Below are 16689 nucleotides of genomic sequence, written 5' to 3'. Positions count from 1 at the left end.
TTTGTCTGTTATTTTTGAATCGACTATAAAAATGGCTCAAGATAGCCGCGAAGACTGGTATATTGAACTAAAGGATATGATGAGCAAGAGTGTTGAAGTTTGTAAAGATTTGCAGGAGTACTCTAAAAAGGTAGAAGAGCTTGGAGCCTTGTATGGCGGAAATATAGACGAAGTACGATGGGGCAAAGATGAAAATGTTCCATTGCATGTTATGGATATTGTTAGGTTTGAGATGTCAAAACTTCAAAGAGAGCTTGAAGAAGAGATGGGTAAACCATTAATCGGCGAGGAGCAAAACTAGATGCAAGCAGAAGCTATTAAAACCATAAAATATTTAAGCGTAAACGAGATACAAGAGCATCTCAAAAATGTTGAGTACATTATGATGGCAGCACCTGCACCTGATCATTTCAAAGACACGCCGATTCATTTTACTATATTTTTAAATACGTCACAGCAGTTACCAAAAGATATTCAAGAGGCTATATTTGATAAGTTTTTAGATGAGAACGGTATAAGAAACCCGATAGAAGTATTGAGTCAAATTATGCCGGTTGGGTTCTCAAAAGGAACCCATGAGACTTTTATGCCACTGCTACTTATTAAAGAAGAGGACATGAGAAATATACCTAACTCTCCTATGTTAGTTATGGACTTTTTAGCAGATTCAGATAATTTTTCCGAGGCAAAAGATAATAGTTTAACAGGTTGGAGCTACAGTTATAGTAACTAAAAACTAGAACTTATAGCCTCTATCTCTTCTATAGTTTTTGCAATAGATTGGGATAGATTTTTGTATCCATCTTTTGTTACTAATATATTATCCTCAATTCTAATCCCGATGCCTCTGTACTTTTTTGGCACACTTTTATCATCTTTATCAATGTAAATACCAGGTTCTATTGTTAAAACCATTCCTTTTTGAAGTGGTATTTCTTGATGCTTATCATCTTTATAGGGTGCCGGATCATGAACATCTATCCCCATCCAATGCCCTATTCCATGCGGATAGTATTTTTTATACTTCTGTTTTTTTATTAACTTTTTGTACTCGCCCTTTAATATACCAAGCTCTATCATTCCTTTTGTAAGTAGCTTTTGGGCGACCTCTTGCAGATGGCTTCTTTTTACCTGAGGTTTTATCATCTTGATTACTCTAAACTGAGTGTTTAGCACAAGATTGTAAAGCTCTTTTTGTGTCTCAGTAAACTTGCCGTTAACCGGAATTGTTCTTGTAATATCACTTGCATAGTAGTTATGCTCACACCCCGCATCAATGAGTATCAACTCTCCGCTAACTAGCGGTTGATCATTCTTTATGTAGTGAAGAGTATTTGCACTGTTCCCACATGCTACTATAGATGTGTATGCATCACTATATGCGGCATTTATCTTAAACTCATGCTCTATTTCAGCTTGAAGCTGATACTCATATTTACCTTTTTTATCCATTTTCATGGCTCTATGATGCGCCCTTGCCGTTATAGCTATGGACTCTTTTATCATCTCAATCTCTGCGGGTGATTTTATAAGTCTCATTTGATGAATAAGCGGTACTATATCATGCTTTGTTTTTAGAGCCTTTGTCAGTTTTGAAATTTTTTTAATAGCTCTTTTTTTTGAATTACTTTGAAAATATATATTTTTCTTATCTCTTAAAAACTCTTTTAAATATATATAAAAATCATCAATTGAATAAACTTCATCAACTAAAAATCTTTTTTTAGCCTCTTTTACGCCCACTCTCTCACCACTCCACAACTCAAGCGTTCTATCTTTTTTTTGAACAAATAAAATAGTTTTTTTAACCTCTTTAGTTTTTACAAAGACCAAAGCTGCGTTATCCTCTTTAAATCCGCTTAGGTAGTAAAAATTACTATCTTGTCTATAGGGATAGTCTGTATCGTTAGAGCGAGTCATCCCTTGGGCGCTTAAAATGACTGCAACTGAATTGTTTGAGAGTTTTTTTACTAAAAGGTCTCTTCTTTTTTTATACTCTCTCTCTGCTATCATCTGCAAACCCCGTTTAACCACTCAATATTTTTAGAAACTATCTCCAAAAGTGCCGTCTCAAAAGCTTTCACTCCGCCATTTGCATCAACTGTTGTAGTATTTACTTGCGAAGTAGAAGTTTTAGAGGCAACTACACTGTTTGTTTTTGCATCTATAAGCGACAAACTTAGAGTAACCTCTACATGCGAGGCTTTCATATCACTGGAGTAAAACTGCATAAACTTCTCTATATTTGTCTCTAAAATAAAATCACTTTTCACTCTTGATTTTGATGGATGAAGAGTGCTAAATATTTTAGAATCTCTTATATTTTCTAGTAACAATGAGGTAACTATATCGCTTGGCGACTCCTGCCACTGCGATTGTGAGTAAGAGTAGACTCTGCCGCTTGAATCCACATAGTCCATTTTTACAGAATTTAGTGAATTGGAACTAAATGCTTTTAAAATCTTTAATGATTTATCTTGACAAGCTGAGGAACTACCGTTAATCTTAATATCTTTTAGAGCAATATTATACTCTGCTACAGGCGGCTTTATAGTTGTACAACCACTAAGGAGTATTGCTAAAATAACTAATATAACTCTCATATCACTTCTCCCCCGGTCCTTTTTTAATCTCTTCTTTTAAAAACAGTAAATCTGCCGGACTTCTCTCATGTCTTTTGAGCGTCTCTTGGATCTCTATAATAAGAGTTTGCATATCCATAAAAGCACTGTTTATTGTCGGCAAAATATCGCTGCTCATCTCTTTTATATTAAACTCCCCACTCTCTAATGCCTTGTTAATAGTATCCATAGCATCCTCTACACTAAGATAACTATCTTTTATTGAGCTAAATGCAGCTGAAATATTATCTTCAAAGCTAATGCTATTATCAACTAGTATCTCAATTTGAGGCATTAATTTATCAAGTTTTTCTGATGCACTATTTAGATTTTTAACTGTACTCTTAAAGTTATTGATTGTCTCTTCGTCTAGTGTCTCATTTATTTTATTCATCATATCCGCACTATTTTTAATAAGCAAAGAGAAGTCTTGTTGATTCTCGTCTCTAAGCAATTCGCGTGTCTTTTGTAAAGTATCTGCTAAATCTTCAAACATATCTATAAATCTGTTCTCTATCTTTACAAAAGTAGATGGAATTGATTTAATAACAGAGTACTCCTTATTCTCCTCTGGAACAAGAGGTTTTGCATCTATTTCATTATTTACTGTAAGGTTTATATAGCTAAGTCCCGTAATACCTTGAGAAGTAAGTTGTGCCTCCGTTGAAGTTTTAACCGGAGTCTCCTTTAGTATCTCAATAAGAACCTCAACCTGCTCTAAATCATCATGACTTATACTAAGTTTTATAACTTTTCCGACACTAAGCCCTTTGTACTTAACGGGAGCATCAATATTTAGACCTAAAACAGATTCGTTAAAATATATAATATATCTCTCTAGTTCACTCTCTTTGGAAGGTTTTACCAACCAAAAACCAAAGAGTCCCATGCCGATAACTCCTAAAATTACCAAAGCACCGACTAAAGCATAATTGACTCTATTGTTCATTAAAGCTTCCCTCTTAGCATATAACTATAACAGCGCATTTTATATATACCCTTTAAAGAAAGTTCTTATAAATTCATTATCAAAAGTTGAAATATTATCAACACTTCCTTCATAGACTATCTTTTTATCATCTATAACAGCAAGTGTATCTATTGTATCATAAATTGACTGTAAATCATGAGAAACCATAACTACCGTTAATTTTAAAATATCGCGTAGTTTAAGTATCAAAGCATCAAAATCTCTTGCAGATATAGGATCTAATCCACTTGTAGGCTCATCTAAAAACAGAAGCTTTGGGTCCATGGCTAATGAGCGAGCAAGGGAGGCTTTTTTCTTCATTCCTCCACTTAGTTGAGAAGGAAAAAGAGAGGCATCATTAGGCTTTAATCCAACAATACTGAGCTTAAAATCAACTATCTCATCAATAGTTTTTCTAGACAAATCACTATACTCAATAAGCGGCAATGCGATATTTTCTCTTAGATTTAAGGAGGAGAAAAGAGCTCCTGCCTGAAATAAAACGCCCCACTGCTGTCTAAGCTCCTGCGCTTGTATGTGGTTAATATTGCTTATGTTATATCCCAATACTTCTATAGTTCCGCTATTTATCTCTTGGAGCATCAACATCTCTCTGACAAGTGTTGTTTTACCGCTTCCACTTGGTCCTACAATGCCATAAATTTCACCCTCTTTTATCTTCATATTTAAACCGTCATGAACTACTTTATCGCCAAAAACAGTTTTTAAATCCGATACTTCAATAATATATTTCATTATATTCCCAAATTTGTAAAAATTATAGAAAAAAGAGCATCACACATAATTACCGCAAAAATTGACTCAACAACACTTTTTTTGGTATTTATTCCTATGCTTTGAGTATCATCTTTTACGCCTAAACCTCTATATATGCCGATAACGGCTATTAAAAAAGCAAAAAACGGACCTTTAAATATTCCTATGAAAAAATGTTTTGCCGCTATTACGTCACTAAATCTATCTATAAATAGAGTTGTACTTATATCTAAATCTTTATAAGCGATAAGCATCCCGCCTAACATGCCCATAATATCTGCGATAAAAATAAGTATGGGCATTATTATCATTAGTGCTATTACTCTTGGAATGACTAAGAATTTATAAGGCTCAAATCCCATAGTTCTCATGGCATCAATCTCTTGTGTTATCTTCATTGCCCCTATCTGCGCAGTAAATGCAGAACCACTTCTTCCGGCTATTACGATAGCGGTAATAAGGGGAGCTAGCTCTCTTAAGATAGAGAGCCCAAGCGTCTCTACAATAAATATATTTGCTCCATAAAGTTTTAGCTGATAAGCGGATTGATAAGCTACAACTAACCCTATTAAAAACGAAGTTATACTTATAATGCTTATAGCTTTTATGCCATTTTCGTTAATTTCAAAAAGTATCTCTTTGTATCTAATATGTTTAACTCTACCGATGTAGGAGATAGTGTTTATAAAAAGCTCTCCAAAAAAAGCCATAAAAGATAAAAAACCTAAGTATTTACTATAGAGCAGTTGAGCTAGCATCTCCAAATAACTCTTTTTTTTCAACCTCTTTATTGCTTCTGTCTTATCTTTGTGCATCTTTATAAGTTTAATCATATCCGTGATATCTTTGCCGGCAGATACAATCTGAAACTCTATATGACTTTGAGAAGTTCTCTCTTGTAAATTATAGACCATCAAAGCAGATGCGGTATCAAAAAAAGTAACTTTACTAAAGTCTAAAATTACTTCTTCTGATTGGTCTAGATTGAGTGTTTCTATTTTTGTTTGAAGTTTAGATATATTGTAGAGGGTTAGCTCTCCTGCAAAAACCAAGAAGAGCCTGTTGTTTTTGTTAGTAATTTCTAAAGATGCGTTATCCATAGCAAGGTGTTAGAAATCTCTCTCAAGTAGTTTATTTACCTTTAAAATCGTAATTATTCTATCCTCTTGCTTGCCGACACCGTCAATTAGTGTATTATCTCCGTTTGCAGTCTCAGGTGCAGGACCTATTCTTGACTTTTTGATTCTAATTGCCATAGTAAGCCTATCTATAACAAATCCTGCTACATCATCCCCATGTCTCATCACTATAAATCTTGTATCTTCATTGTGCTTTTTGGGGCTAAGTCCAAACTTCAAACGAAGATCAATTAGCGGTATAACTGCGCCACGCATATTAAATACACCAACTACATATTTTGGAACCTGCGGAACTCTTGTCCATGGAAACGGCTTAATAATCTCTTGAATTGCCAAAATAGGAACTGCGTACTCCTCATCTCCGATAATAAAGCCAACTAACTGGACTATATCTTCGGAGTGATTTATATCCTCTTCTACTTTATTCTGTTTACTGATAATCTGCTTTAATTTTTCGCTCATTTTAAAAACTCCGATCTAAAATTAATGTTTCTTTGAACTACACTTGAGAGATAGTCTGCAGAATATGGCTTGGTTATATACTCTACCATTCCCGACTCAACACCGCGCATACGATCAGATTTTCCTGTACGTGATGTTACGGCAATTAGAGGCAGATTTTTGTAACGGTTATATTTTTTAATTTCCGTAGCTAATGTATATCCATCCATTCTAGGCATCTCAATATCTACTAATATCGCATCAAAACTATAATCTCCCTGTTTTAAGATGCTTAAAGCTTCTTGCCCATCTCCGGCTTCAACCAAAGTAACTCCAAGAGGTTCAAGCGCTTTTCTCATGATTGTCCTATCTGTCTTGGAGTCATCAACAATCATAACAGTGTAATCACTTGCCTCTGTTTTTTCATGAGTTAACATTGCCGCATCTGATGTAGAGTCTATAGCAGATGCTTTAACGCGTTTTGCCATATCCATTATTGCAATAACATCTACAATAAGCGTAACGCCTCCATCCCCTCGGATTGTAGCTCCAGCAATACCTTCAATGCCTTTTAAGAACTCCCCTAGTGATTTTATAACTATCTCTTCTTGACCTACAAGTGTATCTACGATAAGACCTAGCTTACTTGTGCCTAAGCCAAGAACTACAACGTAAGCATATTCGCTTGTATCAAGTACGCGCTCTACCTCAAAAATATCTCCGATATGAACTAAAGAAAGAACATCTTCGCGAAGCCTCATAACTGAGCGACCCTCTACCGTATAAACTTCATCTGTAGATATTCTTACCGTCTCTAAAACAGATGCAAGCGGAATAGCGTAGTGCTCCTCTTGCACACCGACTAAAAGTGCCTGAATAATGGCGAGTGTCAATGGGATTTTTAGTTTTATAGATGTCCCTACGCCAAGCTCACTATCTATGTCTATTATTCCGTTTAGTTTTTCAATATTGGTCTTGACTACATCCATACCGACACCGCGCCCCGATACGTTTGTAACATTTGCCGCCATAGAGAAACCAGGTTTGAAGATAAGAGTAAACGCATCTTTATCACTCATATTCTCAGCCTCTTTCTGAGTGATGATTCCCTTTTCAAGAGATTTTTTCTTAAGCATATCTACATCAAGACCTTTTCCGTTATCATCTATCTGAATGACAATCTGATTCCCCTCGTTGTATGCTTTTAGCTTAATCTTCCCTGTCTCACTTTTACCATGCTCTAGTCGTACCTCCGGCGTCTCAACTCCATGATCGCATGAGTTTCTTATGATGTGAACTAATGGGTCGCCAACCTCTTCAACGATAGATTTATCAAGCTCAGTATCTTCACCGAATATCTCAATCTCTATCTTTTTATTTAACTCACGACTCAAGTCACGAATCATTCTTGGAAACTTATTAAACACTTTTCCTATAGGAAGCATTCTTGTTTTCATAACCGCTATCTGAAGATCGGTAGTAACAAGAGAGACTATAGAGACAACTTGATTTAGCTCCTCAAGAAATCCCTCTCCTTCGTAGCGCTCTTCAACATCATCATTTATTTTTATAAGCCTATTTTTAGCTAGAACAAGCTCCCCTATTAGATTCATAAGGTGGTCAAGTCTTTTAACATCAACACGTATAGTCTGCTCAACGGCAGATACCTTTTTTGTCGGTGCCGCAGCTTTAACATTATCAGAAGAATCGGAATCCTCCTCTACGGAAGCAGGTTTTGGCGTTGGAGTCACTGCTACCGGAGTTTTTGAAACAGATGCCTCCGGTTGAGGAGTCTCTTTTTCTGATTCATTTGCAGATTTAGCCTCTCTTTTTGCTTTATCCTCAGCTTGTCTCTGCTGCAGGAGTCTCTCAATTTCCGCTTCTAGCTCATCGGGATCCATATTTTCATAGTCTGCTTCATCTTCTTCAGGCTCCTCCTCGATAAGAGGCTCCTCTTTTGCATCTTTTGCGCCTCCGCCGGTACACTCATCAAGTCTGCTAACACAAGCCGAGACATCTATACCGGAGTCAGAACTTGTATCTCGAATGATATTTAAAAGAGCCTTCATTAAGTCGATAGACTCTAAGATGACATCCATAATATCAGCATCAATAATCAACTCCCCATGTCTTGCCTTATTTAAAACATCTTCCATATGATGAGTCAAATGAGTTAAAACATCAAAATTAAGAAAAGATGAGGCACCTTTTATTGTATGCGCAACACGAAATATTCTATTTAAAAGTTCTAAGTCTTGAGGGTTGTGTTCCAACTCTACCAAGTCTTGATCTAGCTGTTCAATCAGCTCAAAGGACTCAACTAAAAAATCTTGTAGTATCTCTTGAAATTCATCCATATTTTAACTCCTACTTTGTATGCGCACGAACTATTCGTGCTACTTCATCATGAAATTCACTTGCTTTAAATTTAACTAGATAACTCTCGCCACCTGCTTCAGCACCTCTCTCTTCACTAAAGTGACCGCTGATAGATGTGTTAAAAACAATCGGTATAGTACTAAACCTCTCATCCTCTTTTGCATTTGCCGCAAAATGAAATCCATCCATTCTAGGCATCTCCACATCAGAGATTATTATTTTGAGTCTCTGGGATAAATCTTTACCGTAGAGTTCATATAGCTCATCAAGCTTCTCTAAGCCCTCTTCTCCATCCCTCGCTTCAAGAACATCAAAGCCCATATTAACAAGTGCCTCTTTTACAATTTTTCTAGCTGTTGAGCTATCATCTAAAATAAGGGCTATCCCTGAAAACATCTCATCTTTAGAGGCGATAAAGTTTGTATCGGGCTCATAAAGACCCAAATCCTGTATAACACTCTCTAGATCTAATATAAGAAGAACATTATCCCCTTCTATTTTAGTAACACCCGTTATCTTGCTGCCATCAAGAGTAGTATTGTCACTTACAAAAGATGCAGGCTCTATATCTGCCCAACTTATTCTTCTAATTCTTTTTGCTTCATGAACTATAAACCCGATAAGCACATTATTAAACTCGGTAATTATTACTCTAGAGTTTTTTTGTAAATTCTCAGGCTCATCTATCCTCATCCATTTTGCTAAATTCACTACAGGTATAACAACACTTCTTAAGTCAAATATACCCTCTATAAACTCAGGAGTTCCGGGTAGTTCTGTTAGCTTTGGTAATTTTATTATCTCTCTAACTTTTGAAACATTAATTCCATAAATCCCTTCATAGACTCTGTCTTCTTCTTGCTTAAAGATTCGGAAATCTACAAGTTCCATCTCATTAGAACCGATTTTTAACGAACTTTCTATATTCATACTTTAATTCCCTTTTGAGAAATTTTTTTCTTGCAAAAACTGTAAGCTATTTTTTGATTCTACTATAAAATATCTTTGATTGCACGCAAAAGCACTTAAATTTATATAGATAAAATCTTTTAGCCTTATAGTTTTGTTTTGATGGAAATGTCCCTCTATAAAGTAGTCGCAACTAAATTTGCTATCCAATCTTTTTGAGATAAAACTCTCAAATCCTAAAAACTCTTTGCAATCATTTTTTTTACTCAAGTAGGTATCAAGACGCTTTAAAATAGCATGGTTAGTTAAAGAGTCAATAATCCTTAGTATATAGAGAACTAAAGGGTTTCTAATCAGTGACGTATAGACTCTATAGCCAAAATCACTCTCTATATCACCATGACACAGCAGAACTTTTTTGCCATGAGCTGTACATGTAAGAGGCTGGGCGGAGATTGGAAACACTTTTGCATCCGGAAAAACATTTTTAAGATTAAAGTCGTGGTTTCCCTCAATATATATTACCTCTACTCTTTTAGATATCTCGTTTATAAGCCCAATCGCCTCTTGATTTACAATTTGCGTATAGGGTATCTCTCCAAAAAGCGCATCAAAGATATCGCCCATCAAAATAAGCTGTGTGGGAAGAAGTTTTTTTGCGTAAATATCTTTTAAAAAATCTAAAAAATCAGGGCGTTTATGTGAATAGTGCGCATCCGCTACAATAAATGCGCCCTCTTTTATCTCTAAATCATGGGACATAAGCAATATTTGGTATCCCCAACTCTTCATCAAGCCCCATCATAAGGTTTGCATTTACTACTGCTGCAGATGATGCACCTCTCATTAGGTTGTCAATTGCACTTGAGATAAAAAGAAGATTGCCTCTCCTTTTTACATAGATATCACAAAAATTTGTTCCCGCTACGTTTTTCATGTCAACCGGATTTTTACTAGCTCTCACATATCTTGCATCTCTATAGTAAGTCTCAAGAAGTTCATGCGCATCAAAATCTCCCTCTACTTGGATATAGATAGAGCTAAGCATTCCACGTGTTATAGGGCATAAATGAGGAACAAAATTAACCTCATCAAAATCAACACCGAGTTTTTGTGCAATTTCAGGTGCATGTCTGTGTGCAAAAGGATTATAAGCAAAAAGATTATCATTAATATTTACAAAGTGCGTTGTCTCGCTTAGCTTTTTTCCAGCTCCGCTCACACCCGTCTTTGCGTCAATTATAATAGGAGTATTTTTTACTCTTTTATCCATAAATGGAAGCACTCCTAAAATTGCAGATGTCGGAAAGCATCCCGGATTTGCGACTAAAGAAGCTGACTTTAGCTCTTTGTAAAAAAGTTCCGGAAGCCCATATACAGCGCGATGGAGATTCTCTGCATCTGTATGAGGACAGTAAAATGCTTCATAAATATCCTGAGGAAGTCTATAATCGGCTGAGAGATCAACAACTTTTACACCTTTTTGTATAAGAGGTTTTACGTAAGCCATTGCGCTCTGATGAGGAACAGCCAAAAAAACAAGTTCACAACTCTCTTTACACTCATCAATATCGGCTTTTTTCACCACTAAATCAGAGACTTTATTTAGTGATGGATGGAGTGCGTCTAGAGTCGTTGCCCCCTCCGTATTTGCAACATAAGAGAGGTTGAATTTTGGATGATGGATAAGAATTTTTAAAAGTTCAAGCCCTGTATAGCCGCTTGCACCGATAACTCCAACATTAATGACACTCAAAAACTATCTCCTGATATCTTACTTCTATTATCTCAAACTCTTTTGTTCCGCTTGGTAGATTAATCTTAACATCATCTCCCTCTTCGCGCCCTAGAAGCTGTTTTGCCATAGGTGAGTTAAAAGAGATAAGCCCCATATCAGGGTTTGATTCACATCCGCCTACAATAGTATATGTAAACTCTTCATCACTCTCAACATCGCATAGCGTAACGGTTGAGCCAAAACTAACTCTTGAGTGTTCAAGTTCAGTAGGATCAACAATCTTTGAGGAGCTTATCAACTCTGCGAGCTCAGCTAATCTCATGTCAATATGCTTTTGCTGCTCTTTTGCTGCATGATACTCGGAATTTTCCTTCAAATCGCCATGCTCAAGCGCCTCTTCTATCGCCTTGACCACGGCAGGTCTTTTTACGTTTTTTAAATCTTTTACTTCTGCTTGGAGTTTGTTGTATCCAAACAGCGTCATAGGCTCTATTTTTTCCATAAATCAAGTCACCCTGCAATTATAAATTTTTCACTCATTATACCAGACTTTATTAACCCGCACTCACTCTTGAGAGGTCAAACTCTATCTTCTCATCTTTGCACTCTATAGTTATTAAGCAACCTTTTTTGCTTATCTTTTTTGCTTTTTTTATATTTTTAAGCAGCTCTCTGTTCTCCTTTGAGAGCGGATCATGTGCGTAGAGAGTTTCATTATCTATAAAAAATATTCTCCCACCGCCGCAGCCATCGCCTATAATTCCCTCACAAACAAGTGGATTACTTAAATCAAAACTACTAATCACTAAACACTCCTTAGCTTGAGACTATCTTTTTAACAGCCTCTGAACACATCATAAGCCCAAAACTGCCTGTAACTCCTACAAAACTGCCCTTTTCTTTTACTTTTGCCTCTTCTGAACTAAATATAACTTTGTACTTTTTCTTAAAGCCTCGTTTTTTCAACTCATAGCGAATTTTTGAGCCAAACTTATCTCCGTAACTCTTCCAGATATCATCTACGCATATCTTTGTAGGATCAACTCTTTTTGCAGAACCAAAAGCGGAGATAAGCTTCTTGTGGCATTTTTGCGCAAGTGCGACCTTTGCCTTAGTATCATCTATCGCATCAAGCACTAAATCATACTCCTCAAAGTCAAAATTTCTTACCCACTCCTCATCTATCTTAGCGCATATACTTTTTACTGAAGGGTAGTGGCTCTTTAGAGCTTCAACTTTAAGTTCGCCTAAATGAGACTCTGAGTGCATTTGACGGTTTTGGTTACTCTCTTCATAGCTATCATAATCAACGATTGTTATATCGCCCACTCCGCTTCTAAAGAGACAATCCAAGCAGTGTCCGCCGACCCCACCCACTCCAAGAAGCAAAATTTTTGCACTTTGAAGTTTTAAAAAATCATCTCCAAGAAGAGATTTTACGCGCGCATATCTCAACTTAATCCTCTATCCACTCTTTTAATTTCTGCATGCTTTTGTATGCACTCATATCGAGCTTTATTGGAGTTATTGAAATATTTCCCTCTCTTATCGCCTCATAATCACTTATGCCTTCTACTCCATTGCGAGCAGAGAAGTTAAGCGGATGAGTTCCAAGCCAGTAGTACTCCTCGCCTCTTGGGTTTCTATGGAGATGGGAGTCGTTTGCGTAGAGTCTGTATCCGGCGTATGTTATCTTCATTTTTGCATATTTGTTATCGGTAGAGTCAAGATCAGGTGGGATATTTACATTTAAAAATTCTCTCTCTGGTAGTGGAAATGAGCCATCTTTTATCTTTAAAACAAGTTTTTTAATGCTCTTTCTTGCTAAAGTAAAATCACCTTCTGGATCTGTAAAGTCCATGACTTGGCTTATTGCAATAGAAGGAATTCCATGTAAAACACCCTCCATAGCACCCGCGGCAGTTCCTGAATATGTAATATCTTCGCCCATATTTGAGCCTCGGTTTATCCCGCTAATAAGCAGGTCAGGCTTTTGATCTACAAACATCGTACTAAGCGCAAGATAGACACAATCACTTGGAGTTCCATCATCTAGTTTAAAAAAATCATCACAAATGCCAACAAAGCGAAGCGGGCGAATTATTGTAAGGGAGTGTCCGCATGCAGACTTCTCACTTGCAGGAGCTACTACCGTAACTCTTACGTCCTCTATCTCCTTTAGTGCTTCTACTAAGTTTAGCAATCCTTTTGCCTCATAGCCATCATCATTAGTTACTAAAATTCTATATATTTTTTTCATAATGGTATTTTACTATTAGTAGTTGCAGATGAGCTTAATTTTAAAACAAACAATATAGTGGCATAAAAAATGCTATTTGTCATATATGAAAATAGTACTTCTTACAATTATTTTTTCCATATCTATTTTTGCTTCATCAGTTTCAAGTATTGAAAAAAACTACGAGCAGTTAAACAAAAAAATAGATCATATCTCTAAAAAACTCTCTGCTGAAGAGAAGGTTGCTATCTACTATCTAGTGCTCTCAACTCATGAGAAGATAGCAACCGCGCTATCGCTTGATAAGACAAAAGCTGCTTCAATTGAGAATCTTAAAAAAGAGACTCTTAAAAAACTATCAGCACTTCCAAAAGAGAATAAAAACATAAGCCAAAAAGAGACGCAAGAGCTTATAGCTCTATATGAGAAAATGAGTCAAGACGGGCTGCTTCTTATTGAAGAGAAACCTAAATATATCTCTCCTGAGGTTATATATAAAGATAGAGTACTCTACAGAGATAAAATAATATACAAAGAGCAACCCGTAAATAACTCCTCATACTTTTATATCGCCCTCTCATTGTCGCTTGCTCTAGCGATAAGTTCTATTGTTGCCTACTATATTTTTAATTTAAGAGCAAAAAAAACAAAAATAGAGATACATAATAGTCAAAACTCTCTACATAGCGTGCAAAAAGAGAACCTGATGTTAGAGAATATGATGCAATCTCTAAAAAACCAAAACAGCTCTCTTACTGCCGATGTGCAACAAATCTCAAGCCTTCTAGAAAAAAGAGAGAGCGAGAATACTACTTTACTAGAGAAAAACAGAGAATTAAAAGGTGAGATAAACGAAGTAAAAAGCTCATGTGAGCACTCATTAGTAGCGCTACATGAAAAGATAAAGAGTTTAGAGAAGGAGAAGTTATCTCTAGAAGCAGAACTAAAAAAGAGCCTTGGAGTAAAAAGCCAACAAGCTTCATACAGAGATGATTTAGAGTCACTTAAGCAGAAGAGTCAGGAGATATTCGGTGTTTTAGACACTATCTCAGAGATAGCAAATCAGACAAATCTACTCGCACTCAATGCTGCCATAGAAGCAGCCCGCGCAGGTGAGCATGGAAGAGGATTTGCGGTTGTTGCCGATGAAGTGCGAAAATTAGCAGATAAAACGCAAAGCGCGCTAAGTGACGCAAGAGCAGAAATATCCTCTATTGGCGATGCGATATCAGCACTAAATGTTATGGACTAATGCAAAGCCTTGACATTAGAACTTCTATTAGTGTAAAATTACAACATCAAAATGTGTGAATAATTCTTACACTGTTTCCCAAACACTTCTGACAAAAGATACCCACGGGCAAAATCTAAAAACATTAAGGTAGCTACCATATGAGTGAAAACACTCCACAACAACCTCGCAAAACAAACAACAAAAACAACACAAAAACAAGAACGCACACTCCGGTAAAAGGCGTAAGTGTAGAAGATTTACGCGTAAAAGGCATAGATGAACTTACATCAATGGCTCTTAAGCTAAACATAGACAATCCAAACGAACTAAAACGTCAAGACCTTATCTTTGAGATACTAAAAGCTCAAACAGAGCAAGGAGGATTTATCCTCTTTAGCGGTATTTTAGAGATTATGCAAGACGGATACGGATTTATACGCTCAATAGACAAAAGCTTTGATGAGAGTATCAATGATGCCTATGTATCAAATACTCAAATCAAACGTTTTGCTCTTCGTAACGGAGATATTGTCACGGGGCAAGTTAGACCTCCAAAAGAGCAAGAGAGATACTACGCGCTTATTAAGATAGAAGCCGTTAACGGACTCCCTCCTGAAGAGAGCAAAAAAAGACCTCTCTTTGAAAACCTCACTCCACTTTATGCAACTGACCAAATCAAACTTGAATATAGAGAAAAAGGCTTGACGGGTCGTATGATGGATCTTTTTGCTCCTATTGGAAAGGGGCAGCGTGGGCTTATCGTTGCACCTCCAAGAAGCGGTAAAACAGAGCTTTTAAAAGAGATTGCTCACGGTATAACACATAACCATCCTGAGATAGACTTAATGGTTCTGCTAGTTGATGAGAGACCTGAAGAGGTAACCGACATGGAGAGAAGCGTTAAGGGTGAAGTTTATAGCTCTACTTTTGATATGCCTGCAAAAAATCATGTAAAAGTTGCGGAGATGGTAATAGAAAAAGCAAAAAGACGAGTTGAGCTTGGACGTAATGTTGTTATTCTTCTTGACTCAATCACACGTCTTGCTCGTGCCTACAATACGGTTACACCTTCAAGCGGTAAAGTTTTATCGGGTGGTGTTGATGCAAATGCACTTCATAAACCAAAGAGATTCTTTGGAGCTGCTAGAAACATAGAAAATGGCGGAAGCTTGACTATTATTGCAACTGCGCTTGTAGATACTGGAAGCAGAATGGATGAAGTTATCTTTGAAGAGTTCAAAGGTACCGGTAACTCTGAGGTTATTCTTGACCGCAAAATTGCAGACAGAAGGATCTTCCCTGCTATAGATATTTTAAAATCAGGAACTAGAAAAGATGAACTGCTTATCGGTCCTGAAGTACTTCAAAAAGTATTTATCCTCCGTCAAATGATTCACAAACAAGAAAACGAGATTGAAGCGCTTAAGTTTGTCTATAGCACAATGGGCAAAAAAGCTACAAACGAAGAGTTCTTAGAAAGTATGAATACCAACTAGTAATGAGAGTCGGCGTATTTGACAGCGGGATAGGCGGCTTAACAGTTGTAAAATCTCTGCTTGAACATCAGCTTTTCGCAGAGATTATCTACTTTGGAGATACGGCGCGCGTACCATACGGTATCAAAGACAAAACTACTATTGTCCGTTATGCTATAGAGGCCGTAGAGTTTTTTAAAAACTTTGAACTTGACCTTATAATCGTTGCATGTAATACGGTAAGTGCACATGCACTTGAAGAGATGAAAGAAGCCTCCTCATGCCCTGTTATAGGTGTTGTTGAGGCTGGAGTATTAGCAACGGCAAATGCACTAAAAAATAAAAACTCAAATGTACTAATCCTTGGAACAAAAGCAACAATAAACTCAAAAGCTTATGAAATTGGGCTAAAAACAGAGGGCTTTTACAATCTGCAAGCAAAAGCAACGGGTCTTTTTGTCCCTATTGTCGAAGAGGAGATATATGAGGGCGAGGTTTTAGAAGCAACGTTTAAGCACTATTTTAAAACAATTACCGCTCCTGATGCAATCATCCTGGGATGTACTCATTTTCCTCTTATCTCAGAGGCTCTGCAGAACTATTTTAGCAAAACAAGCCTGCTTATCCACTCTGGCGATGCAATAGTGGAGTATTTGGAAAAAGAGTTTGAGTTAAAAAATAGATATAAAAATCCAAAGCTAGAATTTTTTGCCTCAGAAAGTCCGGACTCCTTAAAAAACATAGCTAAAAAGTGGCTTGATATTTAA

Annotated in this window: 19 protein-coding genes; 5 read left to right on the top strand and 14 right to left on the bottom strand. The window is 36.6% G+C overall.

What is annotated here, in order from left to right; all coding sequences use genetic code 11:
• Position 1: 1 nt before the first annotated feature.
• Both M0Q20_RS04490 and M0Q20_RS04485 read left to right on the top strand, forming a co-directional pair.
• Positions 2–301 carry a hypothetical protein gene (locus M0Q20_RS04490; protein ID WP_295058973.1) on the top strand — a complete coding sequence of 100 codons (300 nt, stop codon included), beginning with the start codon at positions 2–4 and terminating at the stop codon, positions 299–301.
• Positions 302–733 (top strand): hypothetical protein, encoded by a 432-nt coding sequence (locus M0Q20_RS04485; RefSeq protein WP_295058972.1) that lies wholly within the window; start codon positions 302–304, stop codon positions 731–733.
• Here the strand turns inward: M0Q20_RS04485 and M0Q20_RS04480 are convergent.
• The 14 genes from M0Q20_RS04480 to surE are packed head-to-tail and all read right to left on the bottom strand — an operon-like array spanning position 730 to position 13234.
• Positions 730–2013, bottom strand: coding sequence for an aminopeptidase P N-terminal domain-containing protein (locus M0Q20_RS04480; protein WP_295058971.1), 1284 nt, complete (start codon positions 2011–2013; stop codon positions 730–732). The genes M0Q20_RS04485 and M0Q20_RS04480 overlap by 4 nt on opposite strands.
• A complete protein-coding gene (locus tag M0Q20_RS04475) occupies positions 2010–2603 on the bottom strand; it encodes an ABC-type transport auxiliary lipoprotein family protein (RefSeq protein WP_295058970.1) in 594 nt (197 codons plus the stop codon). The genes M0Q20_RS04480 and M0Q20_RS04475 overlap by 4 nt, the downstream gene beginning before the upstream one ends.
• Position 2604: 1 nt before the next feature.
• The gene (locus M0Q20_RS04470) at positions 2605–3570 is read right to left on the bottom strand and encodes an MlaD family protein (protein WP_295058969.1); all 966 of its coding nucleotides are present in this window, start codon (positions 3568–3570) and stop codon (positions 2605–2607) included.
• A gap of 39 nt (positions 3571–3609) precedes the next feature.
• Complete coding sequence (locus M0Q20_RS04465; protein WP_295058968.1) at positions 3610–4347, bottom strand: ATP-binding cassette domain-containing protein; 738 nt, start codon at positions 4345–4347, stop codon at positions 3610–3612.
• The gene (locus M0Q20_RS04460; RefSeq protein WP_295058967.1) at positions 4347–5468 is read right to left on the bottom strand and encodes an MlaE family lipid ABC transporter permease subunit; all 1122 of its coding nucleotides are present in this window, start codon (positions 5466–5468) and stop codon (positions 4347–4349) included. Before M0Q20_RS04460 ends, M0Q20_RS04465 begins: the two co-directional genes overlap by 1 nt.
• Positions 5469–5477: 9 nt before the next feature.
• Positions 5478–5969 carry a chemotaxis protein CheW gene (locus tag M0Q20_RS04455; RefSeq protein ID WP_295058966.1) on the bottom strand — a complete coding sequence of 164 codons (492 nt, stop codon included), beginning with the start codon at positions 5967–5969 and terminating at the stop codon, positions 5478–5480.
• Entirely contained in the window at positions 5966–8305 is a 2340-nt protein-coding gene (locus M0Q20_RS04450; protein ID WP_295058965.1) for a chemotaxis protein CheW, read from the bottom strand. Before M0Q20_RS04450 ends, M0Q20_RS04455 begins: the two co-directional genes overlap by 4 nt.
• A 10-nt stretch (positions 8306–8315) precedes the next feature.
• Entirely contained in the window at positions 8316–9257 is a 942-nt protein-coding gene (locus M0Q20_RS04445; protein ID WP_295058964.1) for a chemotaxis protein, read from the bottom strand.
• Between the two features lie 3 nt (positions 9258–9260).
• Positions 9261–10028 carry a metallophosphoesterase gene (locus M0Q20_RS04440; protein WP_295058963.1) on the bottom strand — a complete coding sequence of 256 codons (768 nt, stop codon included), beginning with the start codon at positions 10026–10028 and terminating at the stop codon, positions 9261–9263.
• Positions 9988–10992: an N-acetyl-gamma-glutamyl-phosphate reductase gene (gene argC, locus M0Q20_RS04435; protein ID WP_295058962.1), complete on the bottom strand. Its 1005-nt coding sequence runs from the start codon at positions 10990–10992 to the stop codon at positions 9988–9990. The genes M0Q20_RS04440 and argC overlap by 41 nt, the downstream gene beginning before the upstream one ends.
• Positions 10979–11476, bottom strand: coding sequence for a transcription elongation factor GreA (gene greA, locus M0Q20_RS04430; RefSeq protein ID WP_295058961.1), 498 nt, complete (start codon positions 11474–11476; stop codon positions 10979–10981). The genes argC and greA overlap by 14 nt, the downstream gene beginning before the upstream one ends.
• Before the next feature lie 52 nt (positions 11477–11528).
• Positions 11529–11780 carry a thiamine biosynthesis protein ThiF gene (locus tag M0Q20_RS04425; protein ID WP_295058960.1) on the bottom strand — a complete coding sequence of 84 codons (252 nt, stop codon included), beginning with the start codon at positions 11778–11780 and terminating at the stop codon, positions 11529–11531.
• Between the two features lie 10 nt (positions 11781–11790).
• Complete coding sequence (locus tag M0Q20_RS04420) at positions 11791–12429, bottom strand: ThiF family adenylyltransferase (protein ID WP_295058959.1); 639 nt, start codon at positions 12427–12429, stop codon at positions 11791–11793.
• Between the two features lies 1 nt (position 12430).
• Positions 12431–13234: a 5'/3'-nucleotidase SurE gene (surE, locus tag M0Q20_RS04415; RefSeq protein ID WP_295058958.1), complete on the bottom strand. Its 804-nt coding sequence runs from the start codon at positions 13232–13234 to the stop codon at positions 12431–12433.
• An 85-nt stretch (positions 13235–13319) separates the two neighbouring features.
• On the opposite strand from surE, the gene M0Q20_RS04410 reads away from it, so the two are divergent.
• From M0Q20_RS04410 to murI, 3 genes are all read left to right on the top strand, one after another.
• Complete coding sequence (locus tag M0Q20_RS04410; RefSeq protein ID WP_295058957.1) at positions 13320–14465, top strand: methyl-accepting chemotaxis protein; 1146 nt, start codon at positions 13320–13322, stop codon at positions 14463–14465.
• Between the two features lie 140 nt (positions 14466–14605).
• The gene (rho, locus tag M0Q20_RS04405; protein WP_295058956.1) at positions 14606–15943 is read left to right on the top strand and encodes a transcription termination factor Rho; all 1338 of its coding nucleotides are present in this window, start codon (positions 14606–14608) and stop codon (positions 15941–15943) included.
• A gap of 2 nt (positions 15944–15945) precedes the next feature.
• A complete protein-coding gene (gene murI, locus M0Q20_RS04400) occupies positions 15946–16689 on the top strand; it encodes a glutamate racemase (protein WP_295058955.1) in 744 nt (247 codons plus the stop codon).

Source organism: Sulfurimonas sp. (genome assembly GCF_023229025.1).
In the GTDB taxonomy this organism is placed as follows: domain Bacteria; phylum Campylobacterota; class Campylobacteria; order Campylobacterales; family Sulfurimonadaceae; genus Sulfurimonas.
Note: the sequence above shows the minus strand (reverse complement) of the source record. Positions and strands in the feature narration are given on the sequence as shown.

What these genes read in the sequence shown, in the direction of transcription:
- M0Q20_RS04485 (WP_295058972.1), top strand. Translation starts at nt 302, where the DNA reads ATGCAAGCAGAAGCTATTAAAACCATAAAATATTTAAGCGTAAACGAG.
- M0Q20_RS04480 (WP_295058971.1), bottom strand. Translation starts at nt 2,013, where the DNA reads ATGATAGCAGAGAGAGAGTATAAAAAAAGAAGAGACCTTTTAGTAAAA.
- M0Q20_RS04475 (WP_295058970.1), bottom strand. Translation starts at nt 2,603, where the DNA reads ATGAGAGTTATATTAGTTATTTTAGCAATACTCCTTAGTGGTTGTACA.
- M0Q20_RS04470 (WP_295058969.1), bottom strand. Translation starts at nt 3,570, where the DNA reads ATGAACAATAGAGTCAATTATGCTTTAGTCGGTGCTTTGGTAATTTTA.
- M0Q20_RS04465 (WP_295058968.1), bottom strand. Translation starts at nt 4,347, where the DNA reads ATGAAATATATTATTGAAGTATCGGATTTAAAAACTGTTTTTGGCGAT.
- M0Q20_RS04460 (WP_295058967.1), bottom strand. Translation starts at nt 5,468, where the DNA reads ATGGATAACGCATCTTTAGAAATTACTAACAAAAACAACAGGCTCTTC.
- M0Q20_RS04455 (WP_295058966.1), bottom strand. Translation starts at nt 5,969, where the DNA reads ATGAGCGAAAAATTAAAGCAGATTATCAGTAAACAGAATAAAGTAGAA.
- M0Q20_RS04450 (WP_295058965.1), bottom strand. Translation starts at nt 8,305, where the DNA reads ATGGATGAATTTCAAGAGATACTACAAGATTTTTTAGTTGAGTCCTTT.
- M0Q20_RS04445 (WP_295058964.1), bottom strand. Translation starts at nt 9,257, where the DNA reads ATGAATATAGAAAGTTCGTTAAAAATCGGTTCTAATGAGATGGAACTT.
- M0Q20_RS04440 (WP_295058963.1), bottom strand. Translation starts at nt 10,028, where the DNA reads ATGAAGAGTTGGGGATACCAAATATTGCTTATGTCCCATGATTTAGAG.
- greA (WP_295058961.1), bottom strand. Translation starts at nt 11,476, where the DNA reads ATGGAAAAAATAGAGCCTATGACGCTGTTTGGATACAACAAACTCCAA.
- surE (WP_295058958.1), bottom strand. Translation starts at nt 13,234, where the DNA reads ATGAAAAAAATATATAGAATTTTAGTAACTAATGATGATGGCTATGAG.
- M0Q20_RS04410 (WP_295058957.1), top strand. Translation starts at nt 13,320, where the DNA reads ATGAAAATAGTACTTCTTACAATTATTTTTTCCATATCTATTTTTGCT.
- rho (WP_295058956.1), top strand. Translation starts at nt 14,606, where the DNA reads ATGAGTGAAAACACTCCACAACAACCTCGCAAAACAAACAACAAAAAC.
- murI (WP_295058955.1), top strand. Translation starts at nt 15,946, where the DNA reads ATGAGAGTCGGCGTATTTGACAGCGGGATAGGCGGCTTAACAGTTGTA.